This window comes from Jhaorihella thermophila (genome assembly GCF_900108275.1).
GTDB lineage: Bacteria > Pseudomonadota > Alphaproteobacteria > Rhodobacterales > Rhodobacteraceae > Jhaorihella > Jhaorihella thermophila.
In genome coordinates this window covers 1-13,181 of sequence record NZ_FNVD01000019.1, presented here as the reverse complement: position 1 = coordinate 13,181, position 13,181 = coordinate 1, and the positions used below count along the sequence as shown (strand labels likewise).

Here is a 13,181-nt window from a genome sequence, read left to right as displayed (position 1 = left end):
ATCTGCCTCGCTGCGAGAAGAAACCTTTGCCTGGCCGGGACTGCCGGCAGAGCTGCACAATTGTTGAACTGAGACATATGAACCGGATCTACTTTCACTATTCCACACAAGAATTGGAATACGAATACCGACAGCATTTCGGAAACCCGAAAAAACTGCTGGAGTTGTCGGACGAACTAAAGCACCGCTCGCGGCCGCATGCGTTAGAATTGCAGGAAAGAGTTTCCAAACGGATCGCTTCACTTCAGTCCAGAAGCAGCGAAGATGAAACCATTCTGCGTCTGCTCAGGCAGATGCGAAGTCACGACCAGACGAAACAAGCTCTTGAGCAAACAAAGCGACAGCTGGTGGCTCTTAGATTGCGTGTTGAAACTTTGGAAGCTGAACTTGAAGCGGAACGGCGCGCAACAACGGTAGATTTCGATGACATCGTATGTTTGAAGAAGCCGGGCAAAGATGGCGTTCTCTTCGTAAGCGTATCGGAAACTCCTTCGACAGACCCAACGCAAAAAGTGACGTTTCGTCACCCTGACCACTCGATCTCGGCAGATCTGCTCGGAGCGCGAGTTGGCGATTTCGTGGAGCTCGATGGGCGGGTCAGATACCAGATTGTGCAGATCACCAAGGTCAGCGAGGGCTTTTTTGTCGAAATGTCACATTTTGACTAACTGAAGTCGTCTCGATGTAATCGAACACCGACCCGGGCCTGAAAGCCTGGGCCGAGGCGACGGCAACCTTCCTGAACTGCACACCTCAGGGCGCCGTGCTGAGCAAATGGCCGGACTTGATCGTGCCGCCGGCCGTCGAGTTTTCCTTCGACGATGGCACCGGCCGCGATGCGCAATGACGCGGCACAGGTTGACCACGACACAACCACGTTTCAACAAGGAATGAATTGATGAGTGCAAGCGAAGCCCTCTGGCAATCGGCCCAGAACCTTCTGGATGCGCAGATGAACCTGAACAAGTTGTATGGCGCGTTTAGTCAGATCGAGTGTGTCACAAAGGACCTGACAATACAGTATTCGAACAAGTCCGCTGAGCGTGATGTTTGGGTCAATCCAGTGCGCAGCGCCTTTTTCCAAGTTACCAAGCACAAAGGCAAAAAGTCATTCGAAGCAGGCTGGATTACAGTGGCCATTCAATTGGCTTGCGAAGAACCCGACGGTGCAGGCGAATGGAAATATGGACGGCAAGCCAAGGTTCTGGTCGGGTATTGTCCGGATACCGATTGGGAATACAGATGGATCTTCGACACCGCCGACCCCGACGGCGCGGGCAAATTTGAAGACTGTACTCCGGAAGGCAAAATCTGGGTCCACGACGACGACGACGGCGGTTGGTTCTACGCGGTGCAGCTCGATGCACTCGACAGTGTTGAAGCGGTCGATGAATGCCTCGTGACTCCATTGCGCGCCTTGATCAAAAAAGATGGCACCCCGGAAGGAGTTCTCGGCCCCATCAAGGACAAGCTGTGCATCCCGCCCCAAAAGGCCTGAGCCGCGGGCCGGAGGACCTGGCCTGACGCCGATTTGCGCGGAAGTTGCCGCCCTGTCGGCAGATGCCGCGCAGTCGGTTTTCGCGCCCCGGCGCCGACGTATGGTCAGGACAACCAGCCCTTGCATGTCAGAATGAAACTTGGCATCTGTCCATCCGCGCCTCAACCTGTCGGGTGGAACAACGCTTTTGAAACAGACGGTTAACATCCACAAGGTACGGGGCAGGATCGCGTGAAAACCCGCTTAACGTGCATGGAGCGTCGCCTTTGAGCACCCTGCTGCGCACAGTCGAAGCCTTCCCCCGCGGTCGCACGACCGACGAATTGTACGCGCTGTTGGATGTGGATTTCAACGCCGCCCGGCGCGAGCAGATCCTGGCCGAACTGATCGCCTTGCAGAAGCGGGGCGTCGTGACCCTTGGTCGCGACAACAAGTGGCGGGCGGTCAGTCGGACGGTGGCGGCGGCCGGGCGTCACGGAACCGGCGCGGGGCCGGGTGCCGGCGCGGATCCGGGCGCGGTGCTTCAGGCCGTTCCGGCGGGTTTCTCGCGGCAGGCGGACCGGGAAACCGCCGGATCCGAAGACGGCGGGGACACGGCACAGATCAATCCGATTGCCCTGCTGCGATACTATCGTGCGGCGCTGCAAAGCGATCCGCGCGGCGCGCTGACACAGGCCGATGACCGGCACGGAACCGCGTATCAGCTGATCTGCGGCGCGGGCGACCCGTTCCCCGAAGACGGCGAAACGGGGATCATCCGGGTCACGCTGGACCATCTGCCCGACAGTTTCCGCGAGGCTCTGTCCCGCCGCGAGGCGAATGACCGGGCACTGGCCATCGGCTGGCCCATTTCGATCGCCCGCAAAAGCGGCGCGCCCGCCATCCGACCCGTCGGCCTGATCGCGGCCACGTGGGAGCGCAGCGGCGAACAGTTGGTGATCCGGATCGCGGCCGATGACGTCATGGTCAACCCCGACTGGATCCGCGCCGCCGCATCCGGAACCGCCTGGACCGCCATCGCGCTGCGCGACATCTTTGCCGGTCAGGGCGGGGCCGGGCTGTCGCGCGACGACTTCCTGCTGCGGCTGCGCGAGGCCGCGGCGAAATCGATCCGCGGCAAGATCACGGGCCGCCGTTTCGCCACCAGCCTCGACCCGGCGGATGGCGGCATCTTTGACGCGATGGGGCTGTTTCTGCCCACCGAAAGCTCGTTCACGGCGGGCGCGGTGCGTGACCTCGACCAGATCGCCACCTGGGCGCCCGAGAAAATCGCCCGCACCGCCCTGGGCCCCCTGCTGGGGCTGAAACATGACGGGGAAATTCCCGCGGATCCGCCGATCAATGTCGGGCCGCTGAACCATGAACAGATCCGCGCCGTGGCAAATGCCGCCGCGCATCCGCTTTCGGTGGTGACCGGGCCGCCGGGCACCGGCAAAAGCCAGGCCATCGTCGCCATGGCCGCGACGACCCTGCTGCGGGGCGGATCGGTGATTGTGGCCTCGAAGAACCACCAGGCGCTGGACGCGGTCGAACAACGCCTGTCCGAAATCGCGCCCGACGTGCCGTTCATGGTGCGCACGCTGGACCCCGCACGCGAGATCGATCAGGGCATGACGGATGTGGTCGCGCAGCTGGTCAACGACCCCGGCGGGGCGCCCGGGCTTCACGATCCGGTGCTGGCGGATCAGCTGGCCGACCTGGCGGGCCGACGCCTGCAAGCGCTCGATATGGTCGAGGCCCGGCGCGCGCTGAACCTGCAACTGGCCGATCTGATCGAAACCCTCGACCTGCGCGCGGATGACCCCGAACCGAACCCGGCCACACGACCCGAGGCGCGGGGCCTTTTGGCCCGCCTGCTGCGCTGGCTGTTGCCGGGCCGCTTTGGCCCGGCCGGCGCGGCGGGCGATCCCCCGCCCTCGGGCCGCGCCGCGCTCGAGGCCAAGATCCGGGCGCTGCGGGCCGAACTGGCCCAACTGGCCCCACCGCCGGACCCGGTGGACCTGACCCGACAGATCGAACCCCTGGCCAAGACCGTCATGCGCCAGACCCTGGGCGCGCGGGCGGCCCTGACCGAGGATCAACGCATCGACCTGTCGAACCGGCATGACGACCTGGCCTTGCACGGCGGCGGCGCCATGTCCCGCGATCTGGCTCAGACGGTGCTGGATCACCGCCCGCTGTGGCTGGCCTCGGTGCTGGGGACGCCGCGGCGCATTCCCTTGTACGAGGGCCTGTTCGACCTGGTGATCTTTGACGAGGCCAGCCAGTGCGACATCGCCTCGGCCCTGCCCCTGCTGGCGCGGGCAAAGCGGGCGGTGATCGTGGGCGACGATCGGCAGCTGGCGTTCATTTCGCAGATCGGGCTTTCCCAGGATCGCAACCTGATGGCCGCCAACGGGTTGCCGGATTCGGGAACCGGCCGGTTTTCGCAGGGCCGCAAGAGCCTGTTCGACCTGGCCCGCGGCACGCCGGGGGTTCCGGCGGTCATGCTGCGCGACCAGTACCGCTCGGCCGAAGGGATCGTGGACTACATCAACACGCAGTTCTACGGCGGCAAGCTGCGGGTCGCGGCGGATCTGGGGGCGCTGAAACTGCCCAAGGGTCGCAAGCCGGGCCTGGCGTGGACGCATGTGCCCGGCCCGGGCCGCGCCACGTCCACGGCGCAGAACGTGAACCTTGCCGAAGTCGCCGCGATCACGCGCGAGGTTCAGGACCTTCTGCAAAACAAGGGTTACGAAGGAACCGTCGGGGTGATTGCCCCGTTCCGACCGCAGGTGCACGCATTGACCCAGGCGTTGCGACAGGCGCTGCCGGATGCCTGCTGGGCCAGGGCCGATCTGCGCGTCGGCACGGTTGACGGCTTTCAGGGGCAGGAACGCGACCTGATCCTGTTTTCGCCCACCGTGCATGACGGGGCCGCGCCCTCGGCGGTGACGTTCCTGGTGCGCGAGTGGCGGCGCATGAACGTGGCGATCAGCCGGGCGCGGGCCGTGGCCCATGTGTTCGGCGATCTGGATTACGCGCGTTCGGGGAAGGTCGGGCAGTTGCGCAGCCTTGCCGCGCGCGCGACCGAACCGCGCGGCCGATCGGGCGAAGACGTGTTCGAAAGCGGCTGGGAACGCATCGTGTTCCACGCGCTGAAGGCGCGCGGCCTCGATCCGCAGCCGCAATATGAAATCGCGGGCCGCCGGCTGGACTTTGCCCTGTTCGGGGCAAACGGGGTCAAGCTGGACCTCGAAATCGACGGCCGCCGCTGGCACCAGGATGCCGACGGCAACCGCAAGATCGACGATCACTGGCGTGATCACCAGATGCGCGCACTGGGCTGGAAGGTGCGGCGGTTCTGGGTGGATGAGTTGAAACAGGACATGGAGGGGTGCCTTGACCTCGTCGAACGAGACCTCAAAGACTGACACCGTGCGCAAGTCGCATCTGTTTGGCTGGCTGGCCATCGGCAGCGCCGTCATCACGGCGGCGGTTCTGGCCGCCTTTCTGTACCTCGTGATCGGTCTGGAGCAGGAGTTCGGCGAGATCCGCAACGACCGCGCCCGGATCGAGCGCGAGATTGCCGAGGGGCAGGAGAAACGTGCCGCGCTTGGTGCGGACATCGCCGGCGCGAAGGCCGAACTGGCGAAGCTGCAGGCCGAGCGGGCGCGGGCGGAAACCCTGATCGGCCAGTTGCAGAGCCTGAACGCCAAGGTCCAAGAGGCACAGACGGCGCTGAAGTCGCTGGAGGCCGACCGGGCCGATGCCGAGCAGAAGATCGCAAACCGCGATGCGGCCACGGTCGAGATTGACAAGGCTCAGGCCCGTCTGGACGACATGCGCGACCAGCAAGCGGCACTGCAGCGTGAGATCGAGCAGCTTGAGACCCGCAAAACCACCGCCCGGGACGAAGCCCGTGATCTGGAATCTCGGCGTGACCAGCTTCGGGATCAGGTGGACGATCTGACCCGCCTCGAACAAGAGCGCGACCGGGTCGCAGCCGATCTTCAGAAGACGAAAGACGAACTGGACGCCGCCAGACGTGACTTGAAGACCGTTCAACAAGCAAGTGACGATCAGAGCGCCCAGGCGGCTGCTGCCGAGCGCCGCGCGAAGCAGGCGCAGGAGGATCTCGACCGGCTTCAGCCTCAGATCGAACAGGCACGCGCGGACCTTCAGTTTGCCCAGAACGATGTCCGCAAACGGACGGCCGAGTTGGAAGGACTGCGCCGAGATATCGAGCTTGCCGAAAACCGGGTCAGCGCGCTTCAGGATGAAGAAGCCCTCCTGAAAGGGATCGAAACCAAGGTTCAGGACGCCGAAGCGCGGCTGGCCGAGGTCAATCAGCAGATCAACGCGCGCCTGGACGAAAAGCGCCGACTGGAAACCGAAATCGCCGCCGCACGTCAGAACCTGCCGCAAGCGCAGGCCGAGCTGGCATCGGCTCAGGCGGCCGCCTCGGACTGGCAGAAGAAGGCGCAGGATCTGGAAACTGCCGCGCAGGCGGCGCAAAACCGGCTTGCGGATCTGGACCGAAAGATTTCGGAAAAACAGACCGCACTGGCGACGGTGACCGCGGACAAGGACGCAGCCGAACAGGCGCTGAACCAGGCTCTGGCCAGAACGAAAGCCGAGCAGGACCGCCGCGCCCGGATTGCCGAGGCCATTGCGCAGTTGGAACAGGATCGGGACGGTCTGGAAAAACAGAAGGCGGATCTGATGGCCAGCCTTTCGGCGCTGGTGGCCGAAACCGCGACGTTGAAGGCCGAAAAAGAACGGCTGTCTGCCGAGACAATCGAACTTGAGGCCGTGGTGAACAATCTGCAGGCACAGAAAGAAACCGCCCAGACCGCGGCGGCCGACGCGCGCCGGGAATTGGCGGCGATCACCGGGCAGCTTGCGGTGATGCGGACGATGGTCGAGGCGCCGGCCGCGCCCGACCCGCAGAATGACGCCGGACAATCCGACGAAGCACAGACGCAGGAGGCCAACTGATGGGAACGCTGCTGATTTCGGCGCTGTTTGCGGCATTCGTTCTGTTCGTCCTGGCGGCGATCATGGTGATGGTGGCCTGGCGGGCCGACCATGCCATCACGATCAAGGGGCCGATGGCCTCCTTGGGCGAGCTGGAAGCGCAGATCGCGGGCAAAAAACACCTGCGCGACGATCTTGAGGCCGAAGTGCAAAAGCTTCGCGAAACCGCCGCGGACTACGCGTTCAAACAGGCCGAAGTGGATGCGCTGGTTCGGCAAAAGGCCGAGTTGCAGGCCGAGTGGAACCAGCTTGAAGACCGCCGGCAGGAAATCCTGTCCCTGCGCCAGGAAACCGACGAGGCACAGACCGCGCTGGCGCAGGTCACGCGCGATCTGACCGACAAGGCCGCCGAGCTGGAACAGGTCGAGGCGCGCCTTCAAAAGGCGGAACGGCTGGTCGCCCAGACCGAACAGCTGGAACAGAGCCGCGCCGAGCTGGAACAGGCGGTGGCCGATCTGCGCGGCGAGCTGTCCGATCTGCAGACCCTGCAGGCCCGCGAGGCCGAGCTGCGCGAGCGCCTCGACCGGTTCGAGCGCGATGCCGCCCGCCTGCAGGGCGAGGTCGAGACCTTCCGCGCCCGCCGCGACGAGGCCGAAGACGGCGCCCGCGCCGCAGAGGTGCGGCTGGAACAGATCCGCGCGGCCCATACCGACGAGGCGGCCCGGCTGGCCTCGGCCCAGACCGAACTGACCCGGATGGACGCGCAGCGCGCCGAACTGCTGGCCCAGATCGAGGCGATGAAGGACAAGGCCGGGCTTGCGGCGGGCGGGAGCGGCAAGCAGGCCGACCCGCTGGTCGAGCTCAGGTCGCTGCCGCCGGTGCTGCGCGACATGCAGGGCTGGGACGAACACGCGCGCGAGACCGAAGCCGAGGCGCTGCACCGCGTTTCCGTGCACATGAAGGCGCTGGGGCTGGACTATCACCGCCGGGTGATCCGCGCCTATCACACCGCGATGAAGGTGAACGAGACCACCCAGATGGCGGTTCTGGCGGGGATCTCGGGCACGGGCAAAAGCCAGCTGCCTCGCCGCTATGCGCAAGCGATGGGAATCGGGTTCCTGCAGGTTCCGGTGCAGCCGCGATGGGACAGCCCGCAGGACCTGATGGGGTTCTACAACTACATCGAAGGCAAATACCGCCCCACCGATCTGGCGCAGGCGCTATATCACATGGATGAATGGAACGGCCCGGCGGATGGCGGCTTTGACGACCGGATGCTGCTGGTGCTGCTGGACGAGATGAACCTGGCGCGGGTCGAATATTACTTCTCGGACTTCCTCAGCCGCCTGGAAAGCCGCCCCGGCATCGACGAGACCGACCGCGCCGAGGCCCGGAAGGATGCCGAGCTGAACCTGGACATCCCCATGCCGGATGGGCAGACGCCGCGGATCTTTCCCGGCTACAACGTGTTGTTCGCCGGCACCATGAACGAGGATGAAAGCACCCAGTCGTTGTCGGACAAGGTGGTCGACCGGGCCAACGTGCTGCGCTTTGCGGCGCCGCGCACGATCAAGGCCGGGCAGACCCAGGGCACGCCGGTCGAAACCCGGGCCCTGACCCGCCGCCAGTGGCGCGCCTGGGTACGCGGCATCGCCACGCTGGGGTCCGACCGGCCCATGGTCGAAGACCACGTCGAAAAGATGGTGGGCCACATGACCGCATTGGGCCGCCCCTTCGGCCACAGGCTGGGGCGGGCGATCATGGCCTATGCCGCCAACTACCCCGAGGACAACGGCCGGCGCGACCTGAAGGCCGCGTTGGCGGATCAGGTGGAAATGCGCCTGCTGCCCAAGCTGCGCGGCGTCGAGGTGGAAAACCTGACCGGCCCGCTGGACAATCTCGCGGGCTATGTCGAGGCGGATCTGGGCGACCCCGATCTGGCCCAGGCGATCCGCGAGTCCGTCCGCCACGCCGAGGACGAGACCGGCCAGTTCGTCTGGCGCGGGGTGACGCGCGGATGAAGCTGATCCGCAGGCCCTGGTCGCACCGCACCGAGGACCCCGCGGCGGCGGTGCTCGGCCCGTCGGACTGTCTGCTGGGCGAGGCCACGGGCAGCGATGGCGCCCGGTCCCGGCATGCGGTTCTTCTGGCGCGCGACGGGGCCCAGCTGCGCCTCTACCCCTATCCCAAGACGGGCCGGTCAGACGCCCCGTGCCAGATCGCCGGCCTGCCCGCGCGCCCCAGGATCGGGCTGGAACCGCGCACCGAGGAAGAAACGGTGGCCCTTGCCGCTTCGGCGCGAATGCACCGGGTTCTGGCGCGCATCCACGAGGTCGAGGGCGCGCTGGACGACCCCGAGAACCTGTGGCCGCGCCTGCAGGCGGCCTGGGACCGGGCCGAAAACGAAGCCGATCCGCGAATGGCCGAGATCGTGCGCCAGTCACAGCAGACCCGGCCCCATGTTCTGCAACTGGAATCGCGCATTCGCCGGGTTCTGCGCCGCAACCGCGAGATGGTGCCGCTGGACCGGGTGCAGGAAATGGACCGGGCCTCGATGCTGTGGATGGTGCGCCAGCCGGGCCGCAGCATCGCCGAACGGGCCGGCGCCGACCAGCGGGTTCTGGCGATTGCCCGGCACGAGGATTTCAACACGCTCGAGAACCGCGTGTTCCACGCCTATCTGCGGCTGGCCGAGCGGTTTGCCAGGCAATGGCTGCGCGAACACAAGACGGCCCAGAGCAGTCAGCGCTATCGCAATGTCGAATCCTATCAGCGCCTGTGCCGCCGGCTCTCGCGGGAGCTACGCGAGCTGAATGTCGGCGTGGCGGACCCGGACGTGACCGACAATTACGTGCTGATGGAAGACCGCGCCTATCGCGCGATCCGCCGGGCCTGGGACAAGCTGCTGCGGCAGAACAAGGCCGAGGACGAGCTGTGGGCGTGGCAGGCCCAGAGCTGGACCGATTTCTGCGTTCTGGCGGTTACGCTGGCCCTGCACGGTCTGGACGAGGCGCAGCTGCTGGCGCAGGCCCCGCTGATCTGGCTGGACGAGGCCGTCCAGGGGCGGAGGTTCCTGCATGACCGGCCTCTGGCGGTGTTCTGGCTGCGCGACAGCGGCCTGATCGTCGAGGTCCAGGCCCGCCCGGAACGGGTTTCGCGCATCCAGTTCGCCGCGCGGGCGCATGTCTGGCTGCGGGTGACCGATCTGAATTCGGACGCGATCGAACGGCGGGTGCCGGTCTGGACCCCGCACAGCTTTGACCCGATGGATCTGCGCGCCGAAACCCAGCAGGCCGCAACCCTGATCGAGATGCTGCGCCGCCACGCCACCCATGAGGTGATGCGCGAGGGGGTGATCCTTGCCCCGGCCGATGCGACTTTCGACAGCCACGAGGCCACCAGCGGCGGCAGCCGGGTCCGCGGCATCGCCTTCGACGCCCGCGGCGCAGCGCTGCGGCAGGGCAAACAGGCGCTGGCGGGCTTCGTCCGCTCTCTGTTCACGACGGAGGCCGCATGAAACGTCTGGTCGGCTATGATCTGAACGGCTGGAGCGATTTCGCCGCCCGGAACTGGCTGGAAATCCCCGGGCAGGAACCGGTCGAAGACAGGGACCAGGTCGTGAAGGGCGGTGCGGGCGGCGTGGTCGTGCGGCTGAAGGACTCCGATTCCGAAACGGGTCTGATCGGTGGCATGCAGGCGGCGCGCGCACCGCATGGCCGCGGAGGTGGCTGGGGCGACATCGGCGCGCAGCCGCGCCACCGGGTGAGCGATCTTCTGACCGACCCCGCGTCGCAGACCGGTGCGATCGCCGCCGCGCTGAAGGCGATGGCGGGTGCCCGCAAGGCCACGGTCGCGCTGGCCATCCCCGATCTGCCGGATCTGGACGAACACCGGCAAGAGGCCCTGCTGAAGGCCCTGCGCCAGTTGCGGCCGGGGCGCGCGGTTCTGGTCTGGCGCCCGGTTCTGGCGGTGTTGGCGGCCCTGCAACGGCTGGACCGGATCGGCTGGTCCGACGTGCGCAACATCGGCATCATCGGCCATGACGCGGGTGGTTTCGTCACGCAGACCCTGCGCCTGCGGCACGGCGCGATGATCGCGCCCGAACGCCGCGACACGGGCCGGCTGCACCCCTGCGGCCTTGGCCTGAAACCGTTGCTGGATCAGGCCGAAACCGCCCTGCGGGCCTGCTGCGCCAACCCCGATCGTGCGGGTCACGTGATCGCCTCGGATCTGCCGCACAGGCTGGCCCTGGGCTTTGACTGTCCGCCCGAACCGTTGCGGAAATGGAATGCCAGCTGGGAGCTGATCGCGCCGCCCCCGGATTTCCGCCCCGCGCCCTGCGCCATTCCCGACAGCGTGGCCCAAAGCGTGCAGGGCTGCGATCTGATCCTGTTCGAAACGCCGACGCGGGGCGCGATCCGCCGGCAGGTCCACGAAGCGCTCGTCGCGGCGGCGGGGCGCGACATTCACGCGCTTGCGCCCGATGCGGTCGCGCTGGGGGCGCTCGAGGCCGCCCGCCGCCTGTCCGCCAACCGTCCGGTCTATTTCGACTTTCTGCCGCAGATCTCGACCATCGTCCAGGATGGCGACACGGCGAAGAATTATGACCTGATCCCCAAGGACGCGCTGCTGCCGGCCGGCCAACCCTATCGCAGCACCCGACCGGCGGTTCTGGGGCTGCAACCGGGCACGTCCGAAATCAAGGTGCATCTGAAGAAGGAAACCGCCCCCGCCCCGCGCCGTGCCGAGGTGAGGCTGCCAGTACCTCAGACCTCGGCCGAGCAGGTCGAGCTGCACGTCCAGCAGACCCCTGCCGCCGGGGCCGCGCGGCTGACCCTGGTGTCGCCGGCCTTTTCCGGGCCGGTGGTGGTGGATTGGGACAGTGCCGAAGAGCTGAGCCAGAGCTGGCCCGAGCTGATCGACAGCCTGACCCCCGAGATGCCCACCATCCCGCACCGGCTGGTCCTGCCCTGCGGCACCGACAACTGGTATCCGCGCCGGAACCGTCCCGGTCTGCTGGAGTTGCTTCAGCAGGAGGTGCCCGCGCTGTGGCCCGATTGGAACCTGCTGGCCAGCAAGCTGTCGAACCGACCCGAAGGCCGCTATGCGGTCTCGAGCGACGGCGAACTGCCCGACGATCTGCCGGCCGAGGGGCGGCAGTTGCTGGCCCGGGCGACCGAACTGGCCGAGACGGATGTGCGCGCTCGGCTGGACGGGGGCGGTAGCCACGACAACCATTCGCTGAAATTCCTGACTTGGCTGTTCGCCCGATGCCCTGATTGGGTGGTTCCGGCCATGCTGGATGCGCTTGGGGCGGGGCACGGCCGGCATGTGTTCTTTGCAAATCACCAGTCCCGCACGCTTCTGTTGCAGGGGGTCGGGCGCACGGCCCGCGCCGAACGGGACCAACGGCGCGCCTTCGATCACCTGTTCGGCCTGCCCGAAGGCGGCTGGAAAAAGGACCAGATGGCCTGCGCCGCCTTCCTGCTGTCACGCACCGACACCGCACCCATGTTGTTGACGCGGGACGAGGTGGAACATCTGGCCAAGATCGCCGAAGCCAAGGTGCACGAGGCCGTGGGCCGCGACTTCACCACGCGCTATTCCTATGGCCCGTATCTTCTGGTGGGCTTGCTGCGCTGGCGGTTGAAGGAGCCCTGGGCGCTGGTCGCCGGTCGCGACGAAACCGCCGACCGGCTGCTGGCGGCGACCCAGCGCCTGGCCGACGATCTGGCCGGAAAGGTGGACGGAAAACCGCATCTGGACCGCTATCTGACCGTGCTGGAAGATGTCTGCAAAGAGTTGGAGGGCAAGGGCACCAACCCCAATCTGCTGGTCGATCTGGAAAGCTTCACCCGCAGCAGCGCAAAGGACGACGCTTGAAGGTCTGGGGATCGCGCGGCGGCCGCCAGATTGCCGACCGGGGCATGTCCGTGTCCCGGACTTTGCTAGGCCTCACCCCACCAGCGAGCGCTATGTGAGATCGTTCAATAATAGAATCCGACGCGGGAAACTTGTTAAACGATCACCGCGGCTGAGGCCGCGCCTGTGTCCGGATTTCAAGCGGACCGCGACAGATCAGATCCTTCCAACAGCTCTCTGCACCGTTCCTTCGACATCTCCCGCTCGGTCAGCAACAGTTCTGCGACGGTGATCAGCCTTTCCCGGTTTTGCCGAAGGATGCCGTGCGCCTTCTCCAGACACTTGCCGAGAACATCCTGCACGGCGCGATCGACGGCATCGCCGGGCCGGAGGATGGCTCCGCTGGCCGGGAGGTGGGTGAGGTGCTCGCCCATGCCCCATTCAAAGAGCATCCGCCGCGCGAGGTCGGTGGCGCGGGCGAGGTCCGAATGCGGGCCGTTGCCGGCGCCACTGGAGACCTCGCCGAAGACCAGCCGTTCGGCGGCGTAGCCCGCCAGCAAGGTGGTCAGGCGGGCCTGCGCGGTGGCATGCGTTTCGATGCGGGGGCGCGGGTATTCGACCGAGCCGCCATCCACGGTGAGCACGGCGCGCTCGGGCAGGCCCAGCCCGCAGGCCGCCCCCACTACCATGTGGCCGGCCTCATGGATTGCCGCGCGCCACAGGAAATCCGCGTCGGGCGGCGGCGCGATGCGACGGGCGGCGGCGTACAGGTGGCGCTGCTGCAGGGGGTGACCCGCGGCCCGTGCCAGTCCGCGCGCGTCCCGGACAAGCGCCGTGACCTGCGCGCCCGAAAGGCCCAGCA

The 13,181-nt window shown here is 66.4% G+C and carries 7 protein-coding genes and 1 pseudogene; 7 read left to right on the top strand and 1 reads right to left on the bottom strand.

Annotated elements, in window-relative coordinates; genetic code table 11:
- Nucleotides 1-77: 77 nt before the first annotated feature.
- The 7 genes from C4S70_RS18530 to C4S70_RS15590 all read left to right on the top strand — a co-directional run bounded on the left by C4S70_RS18530 (nucleotide 78) and on the right by C4S70_RS15590 (nucleotide 12,340).
- Entirely contained in the window at nucleotides 78-668 is a 591-nt protein-coding gene (locus C4S70_RS18530; protein WP_146064234.1) for a hypothetical protein, read from the top strand.
- A gap of 230 nt (nucleotides 669-898) precedes the next feature.
- The gene (locus tag C4S70_RS15615) at nucleotides 899-1,498 is read left to right on the top strand and encodes a hypothetical protein (RefSeq protein ID WP_104009041.1); all 600 of its coding nucleotides are present in this window, start codon (nucleotides 899-901) and stop codon (nucleotides 1,496-1,498) included.
- A 266-nt stretch (nucleotides 1,499-1,764) separates the two neighbouring features.
- Complete coding sequence (locus C4S70_RS15610; protein ID WP_200822777.1) at nucleotides 1,765-4,911, top strand: AAA domain-containing protein; 3,147 nt, start codon at nucleotides 1,765-1,767, stop codon at nucleotides 4,909-4,911.
- On the top strand, nucleotides 4,880-6,478 hold the full coding sequence (locus tag C4S70_RS15605; RefSeq protein WP_146064233.1) for a coiled-coil domain-containing protein: 1,599 nt from the start codon (nucleotides 4,880-4,882) through the stop codon (nucleotides 6,476-6,478). Before C4S70_RS15610 ends, C4S70_RS15605 begins: the two co-directional genes overlap by 32 nt.
- Nucleotides 6,478-8,478 (top strand): chromosome segregation ATPase-like protein, encoded by a 2,001-nt coding sequence (locus C4S70_RS15600; RefSeq protein WP_104009039.1) that lies wholly within the window; start codon nucleotides 6,478-6,480, stop codon nucleotides 8,476-8,478. The genes C4S70_RS15605 and C4S70_RS15600 overlap by 1 nt, the downstream gene beginning before the upstream one ends.
- Nucleotides 8,475-9,974, top strand: coding sequence for a hypothetical protein (locus C4S70_RS15595; RefSeq protein WP_235003853.1), 1,500 nt, complete (start codon nucleotides 8,475-8,477; stop codon nucleotides 9,972-9,974). The genes C4S70_RS15600 and C4S70_RS15595 overlap by 4 nt, the downstream gene beginning before the upstream one ends.
- Nucleotides 9,971-12,340, top strand: coding sequence for a hypothetical protein (locus C4S70_RS15590; RefSeq protein ID WP_104009038.1), 2,370 nt, complete (start codon nucleotides 9,971-9,973; stop codon nucleotides 12,338-12,340). The genes C4S70_RS15595 and C4S70_RS15590 overlap by 4 nt, the downstream gene beginning before the upstream one ends.
- 176 nt (nucleotides 12,341-12,516) lie before the next feature.
- Here the strand turns inward: C4S70_RS15590 and C4S70_RS15585 are convergent.
- Nucleotides 12,517-13,181, bottom strand: a pseudogene (locus C4S70_RS15585) (AAA family ATPase); the annotation flags it as partial.

Coding starts and splice junctions, on each gene's coding strand:
- C4S70_RS18530 (WP_146064234.1), top strand. CDS start 78: ATGAACCGGATCTACTTTCACTATTCCACACAAGAATTGGAATACGAA.
- C4S70_RS15615 (WP_104009041.1), top strand. CDS start 899: ATGAGTGCAAGCGAAGCCCTCTGGCAATCGGCCCAGAACCTTCTGGAT.
- C4S70_RS15600 (WP_104009039.1), top strand. CDS start 6,478: ATGGGAACGCTGCTGATTTCGGCGCTGTTTGCGGCATTCGTTCTGTTC.
- C4S70_RS15595 (WP_235003853.1), top strand. CDS start 8,475: ATGAAGCTGATCCGCAGGCCCTGGTCGCACCGCACCGAGGACCCCGCG.
- C4S70_RS15590 (WP_104009038.1), top strand. CDS start 9,971: ATGAAACGTCTGGTCGGCTATGATCTGAACGGCTGGAGCGATTTCGCC.